The sequence below is a fragment of the Trichococcus flocculiformis genome, assembly GCF_963662535.1.
GTDB classification, from domain to species: Bacteria; Bacillota; Bacilli; order Lactobacillales; family Aerococcaceae; genus Trichococcus; species Trichococcus flocculiformis.
In genome coordinates this window covers 1,478,410-1,501,581 of the sequence record NZ_OY759718.1, presented here as the reverse complement: position 1 = coordinate 1,501,581, position 23,172 = coordinate 1,478,410, and the positions used below count along the sequence as shown (strand labels likewise).

The 23,172-nt window shown below is 46.3% G+C and carries 23 protein-coding genes and 3 other annotated features; of the genes, 1 reads left to right on the top strand and 22 read right to left on the bottom strand.

Going from position 1 to position 23,172, the window contains the following annotated elements; translation table 11 throughout:
• Positions 1 to 122: 122 nt before the first annotated feature.
• The 20 genes from rpmA to ACKPCD_RS07170 form a co-directional block, all read right to left on the bottom strand.
• Positions 123 to 407: a 50S ribosomal protein L27 gene (gene rpmA, locus ACKPCD_RS07265; protein WP_068560128.1), complete on the bottom strand. Its 285-nt coding sequence runs from the start codon at positions 405 to 407 to the stop codon at positions 123 to 125.
• Positions 408 to 441: 34 nt separating this feature from the next.
• A complete protein-coding gene (locus tag ACKPCD_RS07260; protein WP_276640971.1) occupies positions 442 to 777 on the bottom strand; it encodes a ribosomal-processing cysteine protease Prp in 336 nt (111 codons plus the stop codon).
• A 14-nt stretch (positions 778 to 791) separates the two neighbouring features.
• Positions 792 to 1,100, bottom strand: a complete 309-nt coding sequence (rplU, locus tag ACKPCD_RS07255) for a 50S ribosomal protein L21 (RefSeq protein WP_086941781.1) — start codon at positions 1,098 to 1,100, stop codon at positions 792 to 794.
• 16 nt (positions 1,101 to 1,116) lie between these two features.
• Positions 1,117 to 1,190: a sequence feature (ribosomal protein L21 leader region), on the bottom strand.
• A gap of 104 nt (positions 1,191 to 1,294) precedes the next feature.
• Positions 1,295 to 2,524 carry an MFS transporter gene (locus ACKPCD_RS07250; RefSeq protein WP_321434500.1) on the bottom strand — a complete coding sequence of 410 codons (1,230 nt, stop codon included), beginning with the start codon at positions 2,522 to 2,524 and terminating at the stop codon, positions 1,295 to 1,297.
• Between the two features lie 131 nt (positions 2,525 to 2,655).
• On the bottom strand, positions 2,656 to 3,339 hold the full coding sequence (locus tag ACKPCD_RS07245; protein ID WP_321434499.1) for an amino acid ABC transporter ATP-binding protein: 684 nt from the start codon (positions 3,337 to 3,339) through the stop codon (positions 2,656 to 2,658).
• Between the two features lie 15 nt (positions 3,340 to 3,354).
• Positions 3,355 to 3,990, bottom strand: coding sequence for an amino acid ABC transporter permease (locus tag ACKPCD_RS07240; protein WP_068560120.1), 636 nt, complete (start codon positions 3,988 to 3,990; stop codon positions 3,355 to 3,357).
• Positions 3,991 to 4,022: 32 nt separating this feature from the next.
• Positions 4,023 to 4,823, bottom strand: a complete 801-nt coding sequence (locus ACKPCD_RS07235; protein WP_321434498.1) for an amino acid ABC transporter substrate-binding protein — start codon at positions 4,821 to 4,823, stop codon at positions 4,023 to 4,025.
• A 29-nt stretch (positions 4,824 to 4,852) separates the two neighbouring features.
• Positions 4,853 to 5,650 carry an amino acid ABC transporter substrate-binding protein gene (locus ACKPCD_RS07230; protein WP_321434497.1) on the bottom strand — a complete coding sequence of 266 codons (798 nt, stop codon included), beginning with the start codon at positions 5,648 to 5,650 and terminating at the stop codon, positions 4,853 to 4,855.
• A 103-nt stretch (positions 5,651 to 5,753) separates the two neighbouring features.
• Positions 5,754 to 6,003, bottom strand: a binding site (T-box leader).
• 79 nt (positions 6,004 to 6,082) lie between these two features.
• Positions 6,083 to 6,607: a rod shape-determining protein MreD gene (gene mreD / locus ACKPCD_RS07225; RefSeq protein WP_321434496.1), complete on the bottom strand. Its 525-nt coding sequence runs from the start codon at positions 6,605 to 6,607 to the stop codon at positions 6,083 to 6,085.
• Positions 6,607 to 7,461, bottom strand: a complete 855-nt coding sequence (gene mreC, locus ACKPCD_RS07220) for a rod shape-determining protein MreC (protein ID WP_321434495.1) — start codon at positions 7,459 to 7,461, stop codon at positions 6,607 to 6,609. Before mreC ends, mreD begins: the two co-directional genes overlap by 1 nt.
• A 46-nt stretch (positions 7,462 to 7,507) precedes the next feature.
• The gene (locus ACKPCD_RS07215; RefSeq protein WP_321434548.1) at positions 7,508 to 8,521 is read right to left on the bottom strand and encodes a rod shape-determining protein; all 1,014 of its coding nucleotides are present in this window, start codon (positions 8,519 to 8,521) and stop codon (positions 7,508 to 7,510) included.
• A gap of 318 nt (positions 8,522 to 8,839) precedes the next feature.
• The gene (locus ACKPCD_RS07210) at positions 8,840 to 9,040 is read right to left on the bottom strand and encodes a cold-shock protein (protein WP_068560106.1); all 201 of its coding nucleotides are present in this window, start codon (positions 9,038 to 9,040) and stop codon (positions 8,840 to 8,842) included.
• Between the two features lie 190 nt (positions 9,041 to 9,230).
• Positions 9,231 to 9,920, bottom strand: a complete 690-nt coding sequence (gene radC / locus ACKPCD_RS07205; protein WP_068560104.1) for a RadC family protein — start codon at positions 9,918 to 9,920, stop codon at positions 9,231 to 9,233.
• A 59-nt stretch (positions 9,921 to 9,979) separates the two neighbouring features.
• Complete coding sequence (locus ACKPCD_RS07200) at positions 9,980 to 10,639, bottom strand: HAD family hydrolase (RefSeq protein ID WP_321434494.1); 660 nt, start codon at positions 10,637 to 10,639, stop codon at positions 9,980 to 9,982.
• On the bottom strand, positions 10,632 to 11,951 hold the full coding sequence (locus tag ACKPCD_RS07195; RefSeq protein WP_068560097.1) for a bifunctional folylpolyglutamate synthase/dihydrofolate synthase: 1,320 nt from the start codon (positions 11,949 to 11,951) through the stop codon (positions 10,632 to 10,634). Before ACKPCD_RS07195 ends, ACKPCD_RS07200 begins: the two co-directional genes overlap by 8 nt.
• Before the next feature lie 90 nt (positions 11,952 to 12,041).
• Positions 12,042 to 14,690, bottom strand: coding sequence for a valine--tRNA ligase (locus ACKPCD_RS07190; RefSeq protein ID WP_321434493.1), 2,649 nt, complete (start codon positions 14,688 to 14,690; stop codon positions 12,042 to 12,044).
• A gap of 61 nt (positions 14,691 to 14,751) precedes the next feature.
• Positions 14,752 to 14,976 (bottom strand) — a binding site (T-box leader).
• A gap of 45 nt (positions 14,977 to 15,021) precedes the next feature.
• Positions 15,022 to 15,516: a thiol peroxidase gene (gene tpx, locus ACKPCD_RS07185; RefSeq protein ID WP_068560092.1), complete on the bottom strand. Its 495-nt coding sequence runs from the start codon at positions 15,514 to 15,516 to the stop codon at positions 15,022 to 15,024.
• An 84-nt stretch (positions 15,517 to 15,600) separates the two neighbouring features.
• On the bottom strand, positions 15,601 to 16,815 hold the full coding sequence (thiI, locus tag ACKPCD_RS07180; RefSeq protein ID WP_086988552.1) for a tRNA uracil 4-sulfurtransferase ThiI: 1,215 nt from the start codon (positions 16,813 to 16,815) through the stop codon (positions 15,601 to 15,603).
• A gap of 32 nt (positions 16,816 to 16,847) precedes the next feature.
• Positions 16,848 to 17,984: a cysteine desulfurase family protein gene (locus tag ACKPCD_RS07175; RefSeq protein WP_321434492.1), complete on the bottom strand. Its 1,137-nt coding sequence runs from the start codon at positions 17,982 to 17,984 to the stop codon at positions 16,848 to 16,850.
• 174 nt (positions 17,985 to 18,158) lie between these two features.
• On the bottom strand, positions 18,159 to 19,877 hold the full coding sequence (locus tag ACKPCD_RS07170; protein ID WP_276648477.1) for a septation ring formation regulator EzrA: 1,719 nt from the start codon (positions 19,875 to 19,877) through the stop codon (positions 18,159 to 18,161).
• A 414-nt stretch (positions 19,878 to 20,291) separates the two neighbouring features.
• Between ACKPCD_RS07170 and rpsD the strand changes: the two genes are divergently transcribed.
• Positions 20,292 to 20,903, top strand: coding sequence for a 30S ribosomal protein S4 (gene rpsD, locus ACKPCD_RS07165; RefSeq protein WP_068560083.1), 612 nt, complete (start codon positions 20,292 to 20,294; stop codon positions 20,901 to 20,903).
• 599 nt (positions 20,904 to 21,502) lie between these two features.
• On the opposite strand, the gene ACKPCD_RS07160 is transcribed toward rpsD, so the two are convergent.
• Positions 21,503 to 22,129: a DUF1054 family protein gene (locus tag ACKPCD_RS07160; protein WP_276645331.1), complete on the bottom strand. Its 627-nt coding sequence runs from the start codon at positions 22,127 to 22,129 to the stop codon at positions 21,503 to 21,505.
• Between the two features lie 69 nt (positions 22,130 to 22,198).
• The gene (locus tag ACKPCD_RS07155) at positions 22,199 to 23,167 is read right to left on the bottom strand and encodes a siderophore ABC transporter substrate-binding protein (RefSeq protein WP_068560080.1); all 969 of its coding nucleotides are present in this window, start codon (positions 23,165 to 23,167) and stop codon (positions 22,199 to 22,201) included.
• Between the last annotated feature and the right edge of the window lie 5 nt (positions 23,168 to 23,172).

Below are 23,172 nucleotides of genomic sequence, written 5' to 3'. Positions count from 1 at the left end.
CCGTCCCTTACTTTTTGTCTTTATCTAAAATACAAAAAAACCTGCGAAGGAAGTGATTGATCATTTGCCCCCGCAAGGTTTTTTGTGTGTATGTAATTGGTTGATCGGCAAAAGTACAAGTATTATTTAGCTGTAGGGTATACAGAAACTTGTTTTTTGTCACGGCCTAAACGTTCGAAACGAACGACACCGTCAACTTTTGCAAATAGAGTGTCATCTCCACCGATACCGACGTTAGTACCTGGATGGATTTTTGTTCCGCGTTGACGGTACAAAATTGATCCGCCAGTTACTGTTTGTCCGTCTGCACGTTTAGCGCCTAAACGTTTGGATTGGGACTCACGTCCGTTGGTAGTAGATCCGCCCCCTTTTTTGTGGGCGAACAATTGTAGATTCAATTTCAACATGTGGTTTGCACCTCCTTATTAAGTAGTACAGTATTTATTGCATGTTTATGGTCACATAATCTGGATATGTCTGAGCGACATCCTCCAACGAGTAGAATAGATGCTTCAGTAAAATCTGCGTAATGTATTGCTGTTCCGCTTCCCTTTCGGAAAGTATTTCCGCATAGAGATACCCGCCTTCTTCATCCGCTTCATCAACAAGCATCTGATAGCCGGCTAAACGTTCAACGCTATTCACAGTTTCGATGGCCAGTACAGAAACAGCAGCACAGATGATATCTTCGCCTTCTACCCCATACCCGGCGTGTCCCGTAATCTCGAAAGAAAGCAGGTTGCCATGGTCATCTTCTTTAAATTTCACTTCAATCATGGTTATTCACACTCTTATGCGTTGATTGCGTCAATGATTACTTTTGTATAAGGTTGACGATGACCTTGCTTACGGTGTGTATCTTTTCTTCTCTTGTATTTGAAAGTAGTGACTTTCTTTTCTTTGCCCTGTTTTTCAACAGTGCCTTCTACAGAAGCACCTGTTACGAATGGAGCGCCAATTTTAGTTTCTTCTCCGCCTACAAATACGATTTCATCAAAAGTTACTTTATCACCAGCTTCAGCATCTAATTTTTCAATGTAGATCGCTTGACCAACTTCAACTTTTAATTGTTTACCACCAGTTTTGATAATTGCGTACATATTCTCTGCACCTCCTTATTTTACTTAGACTCGCCAAACGGAGTGCCCTTGCAGGTCTCATGACTCCTATCCGTGCGGTTGTAGCTGTGGTGCGCACATTTACAACATTAATAGTCTACCAAAAATAAATGCCTGTGTCAATCTAATTCAAAAAAAAACAGGGCAGATGCCCTGTTTCCCCATTTTCAAACATATCACACTTTCTGAAGACCGGCTTTTGCATATACATCTTTGCGCAACCCCTCGATGCTCAGCATCACCAAAAAGCTGGAGAGGTAACAAACGGATAAGAAAACCATGACTGTTGTGACACTGGAATAATCCATCAGCAGACCGATGATGAGCGAAGAGAATCCGCCGACTGCGCGTCCAACATTGATGATGAGATTATTCGCCATGGAATGGATATGCCTCGGATAAAGGCGACTAACGATAGCGCCGTAACCAGCGAACATCCCGTTCACAAAAAATCCTACTATCGCACCGCCCACCAACATCGCGATACTGCTTTTAGCCATCACGAAAAGGAAAACTGCAGATGCTGAAGCCAGCAAGAAAATACTGTATGCGATCCTCGGACCAACAGCATCCAGAATTCTGCCGAAGAACAACATCCCGATCGACATACCGATGATCGTCGAAATCATCCATAAAGAAGAATTTGAAACCGACAAACCCAAACTTGTCTGCATGATTTGTGGCAACCAGTTCATCAATCCGAAATAACAGCCAATCTGAACCACAGCCATGAACATCAGTGATAACGTTTGTCTTGCTAATGCCGGCGAGTTGAACAACTCTTTGAAGGACGGCTTCGATTCCGGGATTTCACCGTTTTTTTCCGACTTGGCATTCTCCGTCTCAACCAAGTCCTTCTCCGAAACGGTCAGATGCACCCACAGCACAATCAAGAGCGGAAGCAAGCCTAAAAGGAATAAGGCGTTCCATCCAAAACGAGGCAAAATCAGGCTGGCAAGAAAAGCCGCGCTGATGTTCCCTACCATTCCGGCTACTGCATTCAAGGAAGACATCCGGCCCATTTTATGAACTGGCGTGACACGAGCGATCAGACTGATTGCGATGCCATACTCCCCACCTGTTCCGATCCCGGCAATGAATCGAAGCGCATAGATCGTCGAAAGGTCTTCAGCGAAAAACATGGCTGCCGTCGCAACAGAAAACAACAACAACGTTATTTTGAACAGTTTTAAACTGCCGTAACGGTCCGCAAGATATCCGAACAACAGTCCCCCTGCCAACATCCCGATATTCGTGATCGTTGAGATCAGTCCGGCCTGCGCCTTAGTGATAGCCAAATCCGCAATGATCGAAGCCAAAGAAAGAGACAGGAACATATTCGTCAAATCGTCCGTTCCTGACCCTACTATTGCGGCATTCAGCACGCGTTTTTTACTTTTTTCCATAATGTGTCTCCCCTTAAAAGGAATGCTCTCAGGCATTCATTATTTTTGACCAAAGGTAATTATACAGATACTTACATAAAAAAAGCAAGCTGTTTAGACCTGAAAAGAGCGCATTATTTCATTTTTTCATCTTATCCGCGGTTCTTGACGAATTCGCTTGAGGATACGATCCGTGTGCCGTATTGTTGCCCGAACTCGGTATCGTGCGTAACGATCAGGATACCGGTTCCTCCTGCTGCAATTTCCTGTATCAGCTTACCGATGCTGTCGGAAGATTCGCGATCGAGCGCAGAAGTCGGTTCGTCAAAACAAAGCACGCGCGGATTCAGCATCATCGCCCGGGCGATTGCGACCCTTTGCTTCTGGCCTCCGGACAAAGTTGACGGCTTTGCTTCCAGTTTGTCTTCCAATCCCATTTGCTCCAGTAATCCGGCTGCTTTCGCCGCCAGTTCTTCGCGGGTACCCAATTTTTGGGCAAGCGGCGCCTCCAGAAGATTTTCCAACACCGAAAGGTTCGGGAACAGAGCATAGTCTTGAAACACCATGCCGATTTTATTTTGGTAAAGACGCCTTTTTTTGCGGTCCACATATTCTGCACCCTTCAAACCTTGCTTGCACAACAAGGCATCCTCAATCGAAATGGTTCCCTGGTCAGCTTTCTCCAGATTGTTGAGCAAGCGCATCAAAGTGGTCTTACCGGTTCCGGAACGACCCACCAACACAACGATTTCACTGGAATCGATATGGAATGAAAAATCATCGATTACGGTTATGTCATGATAAGACTTTGTTAAATTCATCGCATTTAATAACATGATTGCCGCTCCCCCCTAAAAGTTTCCTTTGGATTCAAGTTTATTCAGCAGCACCGTAATGACAGCCGTAATCGATAAATAGACGATTCCGACTGCCAGGAAAGGCACTAACGAGGCATACGTATTGGCAGCAATCTGTCCTGCGCGCAATAATTCCCCGAGACCGATGACATAAACCAAAGATGTATCTTTCACTAGCGCAATCACTTCATTCCCGACAGACGGCAACACAATTTTAGTGACCTGCGGAATGATGATTTTGAAAAATCCTCTGATTTTACCGATACCCAACACCGAAATGGCCTCGAACTGTCCTTTCGGTACAGCAGTGATACCTCCACGGAAGATTTCCGCGTAATAGGCAGCGTAGTTGATTATATATGCCAGAATGGCTGCCGTAAAACGATCCAACGTGATGCCTATCAGCGGCAAACCGAAGAAAACAAACATCAATTGCAAAAGTAAGGGTGTGCCCCTCATGATGAATACATATATCTGGATCAGAAAACCCAGCCACTTCGGTCCGTAAACCCGGATGACGGCGACCAGAAAACCTAACGGAATGCTGGATAACCCTATGATGAAGAACAACGTGAGCGTCATCTTCAAGCCGTCAAGCAATGATGGCAGTATCGTCTGTATCAAGTCCATTTCTTAAACCTCTTTCTTACCCTTTATTTTCGTTATTCACTATAGAACCATTTGTCATAAATTTCATCGAAAGTCCCGTCTTCCTTCATTTCGGCCAAGGCTGCATCGACGCGCTCCTGCAGTTCCTTATTATCCTTTTTGAAGGCAACCGCCATTTCGTCTTCCCCGAAGTTATCCTCGAGAACACGGTAGATGTCTTTACCGGATTGCTTCATGTAGTAACGACCGTAGACTTCACCGACGACGATGGCATCCACACGTCCTGATTCCAAGTCGCTGAAGGCATTATTATTGGAAGGATAGAGCACCAGATCCCCGCCCAACTTTCCAAATATCCCTGACTCATCTTCCATAATCTTGTCCACTGAACTGGAAGATTGCTGCGTCGAAACCAACTTCCCTTCCAAGTCCGCTTTTGTTTCGATTGCGCTGTCCTTCAAAACGATGATGGATTGCGCATCCACGATGTACGGTTCGCTCAAGAGGACTTTTTCAGCCCGTTCCGGTGTGATGGCATAGCCATTCCAGATCATGTCGATGTTGCCGGAATCCAATTCGGTTTCCTTCATTGCCCAATCGATCGGCTGAAAAACAATTTCAGCTCCGATCCGTTCACCGACCGCCTTGGCCAAGTCGACATCGAAGCCGACGATTTCATTATTTTCATCACGGAATCCCATCGGAGCAAAAGTATCATCCAAACCAACAACCAACGTTTCTGCACCAACGGCTTCAGAGTTGACAGAAGCGTCATCAGCCGACTCACTGCTGCATCCAGCCAACACCAATAACCCTGATCCGACCAGTGCGGCTTTTTTAAGCTTATCCAACATACGACTTTCCCCCTCAACAAGAAGTTTTATTATTCAGCGAACCATTTTGCGTAGATTTCATCGTAGGTTCCATCTCCACGCATATCATTCATCGTTGCATCGATTGCTTCTTTCAACGCGACATCTTCTTTGCGGAGACCCACACCATATTCTTCATCGCCAAAATTATCGGTAAGAACAGCGAACTTTTCCTCGCCTTTTAGTTTCATAGTGTATCGGCCCAACACTTCGTCAACGACGATTGCATCACTGCGGCCGCTTTCCAGGTCATTGAACACGTCGTTGAAGGTAGGATACAAAATCGGCGTGCCCCCATCAAACTCAGCAGCAATTCCCGTTTCGTCGGCAATGATAGCATCGAATGCCGCAGATCCTTGTTGTGTCGCAACGACTTTTCCGGCCAAATCAGCTTTTGTTTCGATATCACTATCCGCCATTGTGACAATAATTTGGCTGTTGCTCAAATACGGTTCTGAGAACAAGACTTTCTCTTTGCGTTCTTCCGTTATGGTATAGCCATTCCAGATCATGTCGATGTTACCGGAAGCCAATTCGGTTTCCTTCATTGCCCAATCGATCGGTTGGAAAGTGATTTCCACATCCAAGCGTTCCGCAACCTCTTTCGCCAACTCGACATCGAAACCGACGATTTCGCCACTTTCATTTTTAAAGCCCATCGGTGCAAATGTATCGTCCAGTCCCATCACCAGTGTTTCTTTGATTTCTGAAACTTCCGATCCAGTTGCAGAAGACTCCTCAGCGGCACCTCCACCGCATGCAGCCAATAAACTTGTAGATGCCAACAACAATAATGCTAATTTTTTCATATCCTTCTCCTCCATATATGTGTACTTTTTACTGCCTTATTTTTGTGGTGTCCCCCATCACGCCGTTTCCAATAAAAAAAGCCCTTTAACTTCCTGTTGAAAGTTAAAGGACGATTGAAGTCGTGGTTCCACCTTTTTTTGCGGGCTCTTCACAGAAACCGCCTCATAACGTTCCGTTTGAAACGTCAGTGCTGTAACGGGCACAACCGAGTCAACCTACTGAGAAAGCGGAAGCTGTCTTTTCGGTATCCTTGCTCAGAGATGTGATTTCACTTATTTCTATTGTTTGCTTACACCGGCCGCAAACTCTCTGGAAATAGTCAAAAGTTACTTTTTCTCTTCATTGCATTTAGAATTTAAGACAATAATACCACAGCTTTCGTCAAATGCAAGCATTTCATTAAAAAATATCTCATTATTTTCTCATCAGGTTCAATCGTACATCCAGCCCACCAATTTGAACAGTGGGTAATAAATCACAATGAACAATACAATATTCAACACAATAGTCGGCCCTAATCGCTCTGAAGCAAATGCACTGAAGTCAAGTTGCGTGATATCCATCAAACTGTAGAAGCCAAAAACGAATGAATCCACCATGACGATCGCAACAATAAACAACAACGCCACTACAAAAACATTTTCCGCCAGAAATCTCTGCATCTTCTTCACAAAGTAAACGATTACGGCAAAAGCGACTGCGTAAACACCCAGAATGCCGCTATAATAACTGTCGAACAACAGTCCGAAAAGAACTGCGTACAACTGCATCGGCTGTTTAGGGAAATAGTAGGAAAAAAGCACGAATCCGAACAACGCCAAATGCGGCACGAGAATATACTCTTCGCTGACAAACTGGCCCGGAAAGGCATTGATCAAAAAGCCATCCAAAATCAAAAGCACGTAGAGCACCACAGGGATGAAATAAGTGTGATGCAAAGATCTGTTTTGCACCATCACTCACCACTTCCGCTCAGCCGTTTGATGACCGTCACGAAGCGAATATTGTAAACCTCACCGGCGGGCTCGATTGTGACTTGCTTAAATAAACCGTAACTGTCCATCGATACTTCTTTGACGCTCCCGATCAACAGAGCGCTTGGAGAAACACCGCCTAATCCTGATGTAATCACGCTATCGCCCGGATTGATCACTGCATCAGGGGCAATCTGGGACATGGAAAGCTTCTTCGTATTCTCATCATAACCATTGACAATACCATGTACAGGTCCAGATTCCGTTTGGATTTCAGCTGATACACGGTTGGTTGTATCGTTGGATGTGGTCAAAAGCAGGACTTTCGCACTGGTCGAATTGACTTCGGATACACGGCCGATCAGACCGTTCCCCGCCATCACCGACATATCGACCTCCACCCCGTCCTGGGATCCTTTATCGATGACGATTTGGTTCAGCCAACTGTCGGGATTGCGGGATACCACAGAAGCATTGATCTGTTCATACTCTGACAAAGTAGTTTTCAATTCAAGTTCTTCCTGCATCCTTGCGTTTTCTTGCTCCAAATTATAGACTTTCACTTGCAGCTCATAAACGGTATCAATTTTACTTTTTAAAGATTGGTTTTCTTCATACGTATTCATCAGGTTATCGACTGAATCAACAAAATTCGCCACTACTTCCGCTGGCTTAGAAAATATTCTCGCAATGGAGCCTGTTACATCGTTCCCTACTTGTTGCGGTATCGATGTATCTTCTCTGTTGTTGGTAAGAGAGTATGCTATCAAGCTGATAAAGGTAATCACACTGATCAATAGGATAATCAATTTTTTATTGTTAAAAAACTGATTCACATTGACACCTCATTTCGTACATCACTTTCAATTACATTCATTATACTTACTGCCTTAAATTTTTACGCTTGTAAACGTTAATGTTCTTCAAGGTTTCACCGGTCCCGATGGAGACGCAGTCCAATGGATCGTTGGCGATAAATACAGGAACTTCCGCTTCTGCTGAAATGACTTCAGCGATGTTTTTCAACAAAGCGCCACCACCCGTCAAAACGATACCATGGTCAATGACATCAGCAGATATTTCGGGAGGCGTCTCTTCCAGCACTTCTCTTACGGAAAGGATGATGTTCTCGACCACATCATGGATCGCAACCGCAATATCCTCGGCGTGGATTTCCAAAGTCTTGGGCAGGCCGTTGACCATATCCCGGCCTCTTATTTCCATGGAGCCATAGGAAGCTGCCTTTTCAATATCGGCACAACCGATCGTTATTTTGATGTTTTCGGCAGTCCGCTCGCCTATCAGCAGACCGTACTTTTTGCGGATGAACTGAATGATTGCCTCATCCATCCGATCGCCACCGGCTGTACTGGAACGGCTCGTAACAATTCCGCCAAGCGAAATCGTCGCGACATCCGTCGTACCGCCTCCGATGTCCACCACCATATTGCCTGTAGGCGCATGCACCGGAAGCCCAGCACCCACAGCAGCAGCGAAGGGCTCTTCTATGATGAAGGCTTCTTTCGCTCCGGCTGTCCGGGTAGCATCAAGAACTGCCCGTTTTTCCACTTCTGTAACACCACTCGGTACGCAGACCATCACGTATGGTTTGATGAATGCATTACCCGTCGCTTTTTTGATGAAATATTTCATCATCGCGACAGTTGTATCATAATCCGCAATGACCCCTTCTTTCATTGGGCGGGATGCCACAATGGTGCCGGGTGTCCTTCCAAGCATCTGGAATGCTTCTTCTCCAACGGAGAGAATCTCCCCCGTATGGATATTTTTTGCGACGACAGAAGGTTCTCTGAATACGATGCCCTTGCCGGCTACGAAGACGATCGTATTGGCCGTACCTAAATCAATGCCGATGTTTTTGCCTTTAAAATTCAAACTTACCAAGTACTTCTCATCCTTCCGTCTGATTGACTACAAACTCTCCCACAAACAAATTCTTTTCTATTTTACCACAAACCGGAACAAGAAAAACATCAATGTAACAAACAAAAGAAAGAATTAATCAATTTGACAGGAATGACGTTGATCGGTAATACTGCTGCCGATTATCCCTCCAGATTGACACAATACGTTTGGACCATTCACAGGGAATATCCCGGTGGATCGGAGTTCCCGGACGAACATCAGGCATCCGGCATTTAAAAAGGCCCGAGACAGTGTCCCGGGCCTTTTGATCGATTAAGTTAAGATTAATTAGATTTTTTCAACGTTGGCAGCTTGTGCTCCACGATTTCCCTCAACGATTTCGAATGAAACGGCTTGTCCTTCTTCCAATGACTTGAATCCGTCGCCTAAGATAGCTGAGAAATGTACGAATACGTCATCTCCGCTTTCGCGTTCGATAAATCCGAAGCCTTTTTCTGCGTTAAACCATTTTACTGTTCCTTTTTCCATGAAAAATTCCTCCTCGTGCAAAGCACTTTAAATTGTTATTCTTGCTTTTGGTACGATAGGAATGTTCATGACAATCTATTCTTTACCAAACAAAAACACTAACATAATGATATATCAGGTTTTCCGATATTGCAAGTTTTTTGCCATCAAATTTTCATTTCAGCTTGCGTAAATCGTTTAGGAACCTTTACTATATGATACCGTATTCCCGCAGGCTGAGATAATCATCGACCCCGATGATGAAATGATCAAGGATCTCGATCCCCATCATTTCTCCGCACTCCACCATCCTGCGGGTAAACACCAGGTCGGCTTCCGAGGGATCGGGATTACCGGAAGGATGATTATGCGCAAGAATGATCCGCGCTGCCGCAAACCTTACCGCCTCCCGGAATATCTCACGGGGATGCGCAACCGAACTGTTCAGGCTGCCGATGAAGATCGTCTTCTTCTTGATGATTTCGTTCTTTGTGTTCAGATAGACAGCCACCACGTGCTCCTGCTGGAGATCGCGCATCTCTTTCTGCAGCAGCGTCCCGGCGCTTTGCGTCGATGTGATCGTTCCGCTCTTCAGTTGCGTGGCATTGGCTACACGCACCCCCAATTCAACACAGGCCTTGATTTCGATCGCTTTGGTTCGGCCGATTCCATGAATAGCAGTCAATTCTTCAAGCGAGGCCATCTTCAAGGAATGCAGATCCTCGAACTCATTCAGCACCCGCAACGCCAGCTGCATAACGTTGCTGTCCCTGGGCCCTGTCCGCAGAACGATAGCCAATAATTCATGCGTCGCCAAGGCTTTTTCTCCGAATTGATCCAATCTTTCGCGCGGTCGCGAGGCTTTTGGAACCTCCATCAGCAGATTTGTTTCTTGCACCATCCTGTTTTACCCCTTTCCTTCCGTCTACTCAATAGGTACGCAGGAAGGAGCCTAACAGGTTATTTCTCTTTCAGCCAATCCATGACCGCATGCAGGTCGGGCAAAATGGCAATTGTTTTTGCTTTGGCTTCGTCATCGGGAACGATCAGATCCGGAACCATGATCACTTCAATGCCCGCATCGTAGGCAGCACGGATGCCATTAAGCGAATCTTCCAGGATCAGACAGTCCTCTTTCGGAATGCCAAGGGGTTTCCAGGCGCTCAGGAAAATTTCCGGATTCGGTTTGGCGAAGGATACTTCATCCCCGCACACTTGGTAGCGGAAATACTGTGAAATATCAGCCAATTCGAGGTAGAAACTGACTTCTTTCCTCCGGCTGCTGGAAGCAACGACGCATATTACGCCTTCCTCCTTCAGAAAGGCCAACAGATCGTAAAGGCCTTTTTTGATCGGAAGCCCCTTTTCAGTGGCGATGCCCGTCTGCCTCTCCTTCATTCTCTTCAAAAATCGTTCCGCCAGTTCCGCATCACCAAAGTCGGAAGCCAATTCAGGCATCACATCTTTATCGGATCGCCCTACTTGTTTCAGATAATAATCGAAGTCGAACGCTATCGGCAAAGCCATCTCTTCAGCCAGTTCGCCTTGTGCCTGATAACCCAACGTTTCCGTATCGAACATCAATCCATCCATATCAAAAATGACTGCTTTTTTACGCATCTCCAAACTCCTTATCCTTTAATAAATAATGTCTTACTTCGGAAAGAAAATACAGCGAACCGGTAATCAATAGCATACCTGCTTCAGCTTGCTTCGCCTTCAGATCATCAATCGCAAATCGCCAATCTTCGTAGGCTCCAGCTTCCGGTACACCTACCCGCTCGCACAGTTCTTTGACTGATGCAGCCCTCGGGAAATCAAAAGTGGTCACGTGCAGCTTACTCGCGGGAATTGATTTGATCAACTGGCCCATTTCCTCCAGATCCTTATCCGCCAAAGCCGCCAAGAGGATGGTGATATTTTTATCCGAAAACTTCTTTTTGATCGCTTCAGTCAGCACTGCCATAGCCGGGATATTGTGGGCACCATCCAGCATGATGAACGGTTTTTGCGAAATGATCTCCATCCGGACCGGCCAAGCTGTCCCCAGCAAACCGGATTTGATCGTCGTCTCCGAGTAACTCAAAGCGTATTTTTTGCAGAACAGTAAGAAAGTTTGTAGCGCAGTGGCTGCATTATCGACTTGATGGCCACCCATCAAGGTTATTTCCAGTTTTTCAAAAGCGCCCAACTGAGAGGCAAAGTCAAAGACCTCATGATAATCGGAACCCTCATGCCAATTGGAAACACTGAAATCCGGGCCGAATGCATGCAAGGGCGCAGCTTTTTTTTCCGCAGTGTCACGCATCACCGCAAAAGCCTCTTCAGGCAATCTTCCGATGACGACAGGTGTCCCTTGCTTGATTATTCCGGCTTTCTGGTAGGCGATCTCCGCAATGGTATCCCCGAGGATATTGCTGTGGTCTTTGCCTATCGTCGTGATGAGCGAAAAATCCGGCTCGGCAACATTCGTGCTGTCGTACAAACCGCCCAGACCGACTTCCAACAATACGACATCACAAGGATGTGTCCCAAAATAGGAAAACATCATGGCTGTCACTACTTCGAATTCCGTCAGTGGACCCATATCCGTGCGGCCGATTTCCTCATAGAGTGCGTAAAGGATGTTCGCTTGCTCCAATACGTCTTCATCCGGGATATTCGCCCCATTCACGCTGATCCTTTCATTGAAACTGACGATATGCGGCGAGGTGAAGGTGCCCACCGTATAGCCGGCCGCCATGAACAGGCTTCTTAAGTAAGCAACATTCGATCCTTTTCCGTTTGTTCCGGCAATATGGATGGATCTGAATTTACGTTCCGGGTGATCCAGTTTTTCCATCAACCATTTCATTCGGACTATTCCGGGCTTAGGCCCCATGCCTTTGCGGGTATGGATCCATTCCATCGCTTCTTCATAAGTTGCAAACATCTACCTCTTCACTCCATTTCTGTTTAAGAAGAACCCTATCTACAAAGGAACTTGCTAATAGGGTTCTTCCTGTTCAATTCGATTCTCTTATTAAGCTAGCTGTTCTTTTAGGGCAGCGATGCGTTCTTCAACGGCCGCCAGTTTTTCGCGGTATTCGGTCCCTTTTTGTTTTTCCCCGTCGATTACAGCCTGAGGGGCTTTGCTGACAAATTTTTCGTTATTCAATTTGCTTTCCACACGGTCGACTTCTTTGGTCAATTTCTCCGCTTCCTTTTCGAGACGGGAAATCTCATCTTCCAATTTGATAAGACCGGCAAGCGGCATGTATACCTCTCCGCCTGAGAAAACTGCGGTGACAGCGTCGCTGGCCGCTTGGATGTGCTGGCCGATTTCCAGTGTATCCGGATTGCAGAAGCGGAAGATGTACGATTCATTGGCGCGGAAAATCGCTTCGGTCGCCTCGTCATTCACTTTCAACTGCATCGGAACCTTTTTGGACAACGGTGTGTTCATTTCAGCGCGGACATTGCGGACGCCACGGATCAATTCGATCAGTTTCTCCATCGCTTCTTCAGCAGCTTCATCGATATGGCTTGCATCCGCTACCGGATAGGCTGCCGTCACGATGGAATCACCTTGATGCGGTACGTTCTGCCAGATTTCTTCGGTGACGAAAGGCATAACCGGATGCAACAAGCGCAAGACGTTATCCAAAACATAAGCTAAGATGCTGCGGGTTGTCTTTTTAGCAGCTTCATTTTCCCCTTGCAGGACTTCTTTGGACATTTCTATATACCAGTCGCAGTAATCGTCCCAGATGAAACGGTACAACAAGCGACCGGCTTCACCGAACTCAAATTTCTCGAACAGGTCCGTCACTTTAGTGATGGTCTTGTTTAGGCTGGAAAGAATCCATTTATCGGCTATCGTCTTTTCCCCTGAAATGTCGATAGCGTCGAATGTCAGGTCTTCCAAGTTAAGCAGCACGTAACGGCTGGCATTCCAGATTTTGTTGATGAAGTTCCAGGATGCATCCATCTTCTCATAGCTGAAGCGGACATCCTGACCAGGTGCGGAACCGTTCGCCAAGAACCAACGCAAAGCATCCGCCCCATATTTTTCGACCACATCCATCGGGTCGATCCCGTTTCCGAGCGATTTGCTCATTTTGCGTCCTTGCTCGTCACGTATCAGGCCATGGATCAGCACATTCTCAAACGGACGCTTTTCGGTGAACTCCAGACTCTGGAAGATCATCCGGCTTACCCAGAAGAAGATGATGTCATAGCCGGTAACCAACGTACTGGTAGGGAAATAACGTTTGAAATCTTCCGCATCTTCATCCGGCCAGCCCATTGTCGAGAACGGCCAAAGCGCCGAACTGAACCATGTATCCAGAACATCCTCATCCTGCGTCCAGTTTCCGCTGTCGCTCGGAGCTTCCATGCCTACGTACATTTCGCCGGTTTCTTTATGATACCAAGCTGGGATTTGATGTCCCCACCATAATTGACGGGAGATGACCCAGTCATGGACGTTGCCCATCCACGTCAGGAAAGTATTCTCAAATCGTTCCGGATAGAAGGAAACTTTTTCTTCTGCGGATTGATTTTCGACCGCACGCTCAGCCAATGGTTGCATTTTGACGAACCATTGCGTCGAGATGCGCGGTTCCACAACAACGTTTGTGCGTTCAGAATGTCCGACACTGTGGGTCATTTCTTCAATTTTGACCAAATAGCCCAGTTCTTCCATATCTTTTACGATCGCTTTGCGCGCTGCGAAACGGTCCATACCTGCATATTTTCCGGCTGCTTCGTTCATCGTCGCGTCATCGTTCATGACATTCACTTGCGGCAAGTCATGACGCAAACCGACTTCAAAGTCGTTCGGGTCATGAGCCGGTGTTATTTTTACGACACCGGTCCCGAAGTCCATTTCGACATAATCATCCGCAATGACAGGGATTTCCCGATTCACGAGCGGCAAAGTCACGGTCTTGCCGATGAACTGCTGATATCTTTCATCTTCCGGATGAACCGCTACGGCAGTATCTCCAAGCATCGTTTCCGGACGGGTAGTAGCCAGCTCCAAGTATCCCGAACCATCCGTCATCGGATAGCGGAAGTGATAGAAGGCGCCTTGGACGTCCTTATGGATAACTTCAATATCTGATAAGGCCGTTTTTGCCTTTGGATCCCAGTTGATGATGTATGCGCCGCGGTAGATCAAACCTTTTTCGTACAAGCCGACGAAGACTTTACGGACTGCATCGGACAAACCATCATCCAACGTGAAACGCTCACGGTCATAATCAACGGAGATCCCCATTTTTCCCCATTGCTCGCGGATGACGCTTGCATAATCCTCTTTCCATTCCCAAACCTTGTCGACAAAGGCTTCACGACCAAGGTCATAACGGGTAAGCCCGTCCTCGGCCAGTTTCGCTTCCACTTTGGCTTGGGTGGCTATGCCGGCGTGGTCCATACCCGGCAACCATAACGTATCGAACCCTTGCATGCGTTTTTGGCGGATCAGCATATCCTGCAGCGTCACATCCCAAGCATGGCCCAAGTGCAGCCTGCCGGTTACGTTCGGAGGCGGAATCACGATCGAATACGGTTTTTTGCTCTTGTCTCCGCTAGGCTTGAAAAGCCCCGCTTCCACCCATTTTTGATATTTCCCAGATTCTACTTGCTGGGGTTGATACTTTGTCGGCATTGCGTCTGCTTTAGACATTCAGCCACTTCCTCTCTCTTTACATTGATTTATTGCGAAAAAAAACGCCCTGCATACGAATATGCAGGACGATATGAATCGCGGTACCACCTAAATTACAGGAAACGGATCCCTGTCTCTCTTTTTGATAACGGAGAATACTCCGAGCTGCGCTACCCAGTCCACGGACCTTCACACAACTTGCTCACAAGCTACTTCACTTTCCTTCCCCAAAAAAGCTTTCACCAATCGCTTTTCTCTCTTGTGTGGTTCCGGGCAAGCTACTCTTCTTGATCGACGCTTTGTTTATACTTCACTAGTTTAGCACCTTTTCATTGAAATCTCAATGCGATTAAAGTAATTTTTTGGCAGCTGCCAATGCTGCTTCCTCATCCGGCTCCGTCGCGATTTCAGGGACGATCTCCATATAGGAAAGGACGCCTTCCTTGTCGATGACGAATACGCTGCGGGCCAACTTGTTGCCCATTTTTGGAATTTTAAGGCCATAGGACTCGCCGAATTCGCCTGCATCATCATGCAGCATCTGCATATCGATGCCGTTTGCTGAACACCAGTTGACCAATTCTTCTTTTGTATTTCTGGAAACCGACAACAAAGTCAAACCTTCGATGTCCGCTGCCGTCTCGTTGAACTTACGTGTTTGTTTATCGCAAACGCTCGTGTTGATATCCGGGAATACGCTGATCAAGACTACCGATCCGCGCAAATCATCCAAAGCTACCTTTTCGTCTTCCGTATTGTACAACGAAAAAGCCGGCGCCTTCTCCCCAACAACTGGCTGTGTTCCTAAAACTTCAACAATTTCACCCTTTAATGTTACTTGCATGAAAACATTCCCCCTTGATCGATAATATCTTCATTATACAGATAAGTGGCGATTTATGGTAAGGATACGCACTTGCAAAATAGATTAAAGCAAATCCGAAAAGAGCGCCTCATCTTGGCTGGAAGTGTCTTCCCGACCCGTTATGCTAGATACTACAATCCCTTCAACCGCGCGCATAACGAGTGGTTCCACATCAAGCAACGCTTCAAAACGTCTGGCTTTATCCAAGTGTGGTTTCGTTTTTGGCGCTGGTGGTGCAAAAATAGTGCAGCAGTCTTCGAACGGTTGCACAGACAAATCAAAGGTATCGATTCTTTGCGCTAATGCGATGATTTCCAATTTGTCCATCGTAGCGACAGGACGAATGATCGGCGTCGTTGTGACATCATTTATGGCAACCATACTTTCCAGCGTCTGAGAAGCGACTTGAGCCAAAGATTCTCCATTAAAGATGGCCAATCCTTTGCGTTCGGCTCTGATGGCATCGGTGATCCGCAGCATCATCCGGCGTGTGATCGTCATCAAATAATCCGCCGGCACCTTCTCTTTGATTTCTTCCTGGATTTCAGTGAACGGCACTTCGATGAACTGGATTTCACCACCGAATTTAGTCAATTTGGCAGCCAGATCTTTTGCTTTTTGTAATGCTTGTGGACTTGTGTACGGCGGACTATGAAAATGAATAGCCTCGATTTTCACACCGCGCTTCATAGTAAGATAACCGGCAACCGGTGAGTCGATGCCTCCGGAAAGCATCAGCATGCCTTTGCCGCTGGAACCGACAGGCAACCCGCCAGCCCCTTGGTATGTCTGCGTGCTGAGCATGATGCCGCTAGTTTTGATGTCTACACGTACAAGAATATCCGGTTGTTTCATCTTGACAGAAATGGCCGGAAAAGCAGCCAACACAGTAGCGCCCAGCTCGGCATTCATAAAAGTAGTGTCATGCTCGTAGGAATGGTCGGAACGGCGCGTAGCTATTTTGAACGTTTTTCCCGCCGTCTCCATTTTACCAAGCAACTCCACCAAAACCCGTTTCACTTCATTCAGATCGTGCGAAACAAGATAAACGGGCGAAAAGTTTTGAATACCGAACACATGCTGCAAGCGCTCGAGAATGTTAGCCTCTGCAGCTCCATTCAGTTCCAATAACATAAAATCGTGCTCGGGTTTGATTCTGATCTGCGGATAATCCTTTGTGACCATCCTGACATTTTGCGCCAACTGCTGGACAAAACGTTTTTTGTTTTTCCCTTTGGTCGATAATTCACCAAAGCGTATTTGAATGTGCGTTTCCATTTATATTCTCTTCCAATCTGTCAGTTATTATTCTATTGTATCTTTTGGAACTGTTGATGCAGCGTCCGAAAATGTTCGATGAAGGCATCTGCTTCCGCTTGCGTATTCTCGCCGGAAAGGCTTATCCGGACTGCGCACTGGCTCCAGGAAAGCGGTACGCCCATCGACCCCAGCGTATAGGGTGTGCCTTTCTTTCTGCTTGAGCAGGCGCTTGTCGTTGAAATGAAGATGTCCTGGCTTTCAAAAGCATGGACCATCACTTCTCCCCTGACGCCTTTCATGGCAAAGCAGAGGATATGCCCGGCGCCATCTTCGGGCGAAAAGATTCGGACATCTTCATATTCCGAAAGGGCAGCAAACAACTTACCCCGGACCAACTGTTCCTGCTCGCGGCTTGAAGCACCATTTTCAAGCGTCATGCGCAAAGCTTTCGCCATTGCCGCAACGCCGCCGACATTCTCTGTCGTGCTGCGCATACCAGCTTCTTGCCCGCCTCCAGTCAACAACGGTGCAATCCGTTTACCATGTTTCTTATAAAGGATACCGACACCTTTAGGGCCATGGAATTTGTGTGCTGAAAGCGATAAGAGATCCACACGAGGATGTTGGATCAGCGGCACGCATTCACCCACAGCCTGCACGGCATCTACGTGGAAATGAACCCAAGGATAATTTTCCAACAGTTCTCCGATAGCCTCGATTGGTTGGATGCTGCCGACCTCATTATTGATTGCCATGACACTCACCAGGATCGTATCTTTTCTTATCGCTTTCCCAAGCTCCTCAACGGATATGATTCCGTCAGTATCGACAGGCAGATAAGTAATTTCAAATCCCAATTTCCCCAACTGTTCCAGCGATTTTGAGACGGCAGGATGTTCGACAGAAGAGGCGATCATATGTTTCCCGGCGTGGAACTTTTCCATTGCAGTACCTTTGATTGCCCAGTTATCGCTCTCTGTACCGCCGCTCGTGAAGAAAATTTCATCCGGCTGTACAGCCAGCAATTGCGCAATTTGTTTGCGCGATTGTTGGAGCAACGCATCTGCCTCATTACCTATTCTGTGCAAACTGGAAGGATTGCCAAAAAATTGTTCATTGACCTTTCGGTACGTATCCAAAACCTCTGGATACATTTTCGTTGTTGCACTGTTGTCAAAATAAATCATCTATATCTACACTTCCTTAATAACTTTGCACCCTTAGCGGGACATCCTATCCATTATATAGAAAATGTCTGACCATTAAAAGCTTACGGTTTAATTTTATTCTCCTCTCATAAAAGAGTGTCCAAAAAGGGGCCGAGACAATGTCCCGACCCCTGCGTCTTATTGATTCTGTATTTAATAGTAACGGCGATTTTTTTCTTCCTGATAGGATTCTTCGACCTTGCGGGCAGCCCCTGCTTCTATACGGTTCAAAGGAATTCGTATGGCTTCCAACGCACCTTCATAGTCATATTCGCGGTGGAAAAGCACTAAAGCTTTGTTGATGGCATTTTCAATTTCCACATGTGAATGACGGAAACGGTTTGCGTACTGGATCATATATTCAGTCAGCATCGCATTGTCCACAATTGCTTGGGTTTGGTTATCCAACATTTCAATATCCTCTTCGCACATCTTCGAAATCGCATCGATTTCGTCCATGTCAATCTTCACGCGGTTCAACTTGGAAGCCAAATCTTCGATGCGATCCGTGACTGAGAAGAAAAGATCCAAATAGATTTTCGGTAAACCGGGCAGATGGTATTTTTCGATTGTGCGCTTCATATTGCGCATATCCAATTCGTAGAGATCGATGCTGTCCTTGATTTCCTTTTCGCGATTGCGCAAATCACTGAGGTTGCTGACCAACTCAGATTGTTCTTTGTCGATTTCGGAAAGACGTTGACTGATTTTTTCATAATACTCGCGGACAACCGAGTAAGAAATTTCGTGTTCCTTCATCATCTTGTCGTAATAACGCAAGGCTTCATTTTCTTTCAGTAACTGCTCTTCAAACTCTTGCGCTCGGCCTAGCTCATTTTTGTTCAAGAAATAATTCTGTGAGACGCGATCGATTTCAAGCAACACATAACGGTTGCTCTGCAGGACATGATCCATTTTCTTTTGCAGGTTCGCAGTGTGACGACCTACAAATTCTTTGGCTTCCATTTCTTTTTCCATGATAGCATAGACTGCTTCGATGTCGCGTTCTACCTTGTCCATCTTCTTGCCTGCTTCATTGATATCGGCAAGGCCGATGGAATCTTTCGCTTCTTGGATTTCTTTTTCAACCGCAGCTATCTCAGCTGAGACATCTACACCTTCGAAAATGTATTTTTCATCCAACAGGCGTTGGTAGCCGTCTTTCAGATCACTCACTTGTTCTTCGTACTCGGTCTTGATTTTTTCGTTCAATTCAGGGATCTTTTCGACAACTTCTTCCATCACCAACAAATCTTGCTCGATACGCGACAAGATCTCTTTGGCTTCCATATGGTCGCCCTCGTTCGTCAATGAATTGAATTTCGTGAAATCCAACTCCATGTAATTCAGGTTCTTCTCTAACGTTTCGATTGCCGGACCGAATGTAAAGCTGTGCGCCAGTAATTGCTTGCGGATTTTATTGTATCGTTCCTGGATTTCTTCCAACTCTTTGCGGTTTTCTTGCGCACTTTCCAATAGCTTTTCGAGAGCCTTGTTCACTTTTTCGACGCTGTTCTTCGTTTCGTCGATCAATTGGTCCGCTTGCGAGATGGCTTGCTTCGCCTTAATGAAATTCATGCGTTGAATGTACTGTTCGGCACTGACCAGCGCCGCCTCAATTTCAGGATACTGAAAACGCGTAATGGTCTGCCACGTGGCTTGCCAACTCTCATAGGTGCGCTTCGTTTGCCCTGTCAAATTCATGTTTTTCAACGTGAACAGATTGTCGGCCACCGGTATGGCCATCGCTTTTTGTTTCTTCTCATCGATTGCTTTGATCCGATTCGCTTGTTGTCTTGTCAAATACATGATCGCACCATACCCGACCAATACTAACAATATTATCGCTACTAACCAATATATAAACTCCATCAATAAATCCTCCACCTATTCCGACAATTTCGTTTATTTGATTTAAAATTGAAAACGCCCAATATATCTCATTTTTTAGTATAACATAGAAAGAACCAATCATAAACCAGAAAATAATCTGGAAACTTAATTCCTTCGTTTGGAATACCCCAAGTGGTCCACCGCTGTGCAAACGATGAATATCACCACTTTTTCATTGCATTTACTGATTTTGTTTGGTACAATAATCTTTGTGTAAAATAATGCAGCGAGAAAGAAGCACCCGCGTCAACAGTTCATCGCCATCTGTAGATGGTTCAATTGCGTACCCTTGCGGCTGCATAAGGTGAAGATTGAAGGATGACCTGCACGCATTGCTGACTTATCATTCTTATTTTACTCCAAAAATCAAACATTTATTGGAGGAATTTTATTATGTCACGTTATACAGGACCAAGTTGGAAACAAGCTCGTCGTCTAGGCATCTCCCTTTTGGGAACAGGTAAAGAATTGGAGCGTCGTCCATACGTTCCAGGTCAACACGGCCCTAACAACCGTAAAAAATTATCTGAATATGCTATGCAATTGCAAGAAAAACAAAAATTGCGTCACATGTACGGCATGAACGAACGCCAATTCGCAACTTTATTCAAAAAAGCTGGTAAAATCAAAGAAGGTAAACAAGGTGTTAACTTCATGATCTTATTGGAACAACGTTTGGATAACGTAGTTTACCGTTTAGGTTTGGCTTCTACTCGTCGTCAAGCACGTCAATTAGTTAACCACGGTCACGTAACTGTCGATGGCAAACGTGTCGATATCCCTTCATACGAAGTGGCTGTTGGCCAAGTAATCGGCTTGCGTGAAAAATCCAAAAACTTGGTAGTTGTTAAAGCAGCTGCTGAAGCTTTGTTCGGACGTCCTGACTTCATTACTTTCGACGAAGAAAAATTGGAAGGTTCATTGAACCGTCTGCCAGTTCGCGAAGAATTGCCAGCTGAAATCGATGAGTCATTCGTAGTAGAATACTACAACAAATTAGGCTAATCTCCCCGGAGAGCGGCATCAAGGAAACGGCAAAGCAATTTGCCGTTTTTTTTGTACAGGAAAAGCGGAACGGGTTCGTACAGCCCTTCTTTAAGGAAACACTGTGACCTAATCGGTCAAGTACTCTGATGTCACAGTGCGACATCAGAGGGCCTCACTACGAAACCAGTTGGATGGCCTGATGACAGGACTAAGCGATTGAAATCGCAAGAGTCATGACAATTTAGGAAATCTGGCCTCGCAACGTTCCCTACAGTCACCTTGTACTGGGACTCTAAGGGATGAATCCCCAAGAGTTCCATGCAAATGAGCATCGCAGAGCGCAATTGCTGAGAGACTTCCGAAACAAAGGAATCAACGTGACCGTACCGGTCAGTTGTATCATGTTTCTAAGCCATCAAAGATGGCAAGAACCATGACAAGTCGAACAGTATGTCTTGGCTCGCAGAGACAAGAGGTTCCTTATTCTTTTTTCCGAAGGACTAACCCGTGAAGCTAGCCAACGTTTTGGATGCTCAAAATATTTTTCAAGCCAAAAAGGACTGAACAGCAATCAATCTCGCTGTTCAGTCCTTTTTAGTTTGTATTGGGTTACACGTTTAGCGGTAGTGTTCCATGCAGGCCTGGTAGATCGGCAGCAGTTCACGGAAAGTATCCTCCAACACTGCCAGCGTACCTGCTTCCGTCGCTAAGCGCGGATCGGTTGGCGCCAACTTGCGGCCGATCAACAGCTCAGCTTTCTTCACATCCCGCAACCGGATCAGGATAGACTCCCAATTGACTGCCTCAATCGGAAGCACATCCGGCACGGTATGATCGACCGAAACGACGTAATCATGCGGCAATCTTTCCAGTTCCGGAATCCGTTCCAATAAAGCGGCCGCCATTTCTTTCTCTTTGACGGGTTGGTCGATCAGACAAAGGTAGAAGCTGACCCCTTCCTTCGCAATGCCGATCTGGAAGTGCGGATATTTCTTGTAGCCCCTCGCATCCCCACCGATGGCGCACCAGGTATTCTCGGGCGCATATTTTGTGCGGCGCAGATGCTTGGCGACATGTACAGGCACCGACTCGGGACCCGCTTCCGAAACGATGAGGTGGGCACCCGCTTCCGCAAAATGCCTGAACTTGGGCTGGATCCGGTCGCGGATGCCTGCCATCCTTTCATCGAGTCCCTGAATATCAAAAACGTTGAAGTCTGCCTTATCGAAATGATAACCTGCCAAATTGTGCACCTCTTTCTGATTTGCTTCCATCATTATAGAGAAAAAATCAGAAGCTGGACAATTTTTTGCTTACTGGTAGCCCACTGCGATCTCTTCGATCATCAAATGGATTGATTCTATCCCACCACCTGAAAGATACCACAAGTCGGAAGACAGGTTGATGATTTTATTGTTTTTGTAAGCATCCGTTTGATAAACGAAATCATTCTCCAACAACGCCGCATTTTCATCAGAGGCTGTCCCAAGAGCTGCCGTACGGTCGATGACAAACAAAATCTGCGGATTGATTTCCAACAACCCTTCGTACCCGACGGACTGCCCATGTGTGGAATCCTCGATCGCTGCATCGACAGGAGTGAAGCCCAGTGTCTCATAGATGAAGCCGAAACGCGAGCCTGTGCTGAAAGCGGACATGCTGCCGTCATTCAGGAGTAACGTCAATGTTTTCTCGCTGATTCCTGCTGTCTTCGCTTTGACGGACTCAATCTCCTCATTCAAAGTTACAATGGCTTCTTCAGCGGCTTCCTCTTCGTCAAAGATGACTCCTAAAGTTGTGATGTTTTTTTGCACAGATCCCCAATAGTCCGTGTAATCGACGCTGAGCACGACTACAGGGGCGATTTCCTCCAACTGTTCCGCGAAGTCCAACAAGCGGTTGGAAATGATGATGAGCTCCGGCGCCAAATTCGCCAATGCTTCCACATTCGGTTCCTTAAGTGTCCCTACATTCTCGAATTGATCTGCCTTATCCGCCAAATAAGCCGGCATGTTGTCTGTCGCAGTTCCTGTGACTGCATCTTGCTTGCCCAAGGCGATCAATGTGTCCAAATGGCCAAAATCCAAAACAGCTACATTTTCAGGATCTTTCGGTACTTCTACGGATCCACGCGCATCCTCGATGGTCACTGTCGTTTCAGTTTCCGCATTCGAAGTCACTGTTGTTGAGTCTGCCGCATCGGCAGCCCCTTCTTGGGCGCCGCAAGCCGCCAAGGTAAAGATTGAAGCCAAACTGATGATTGTCTTTTGCCATTTTTTCATTTTCC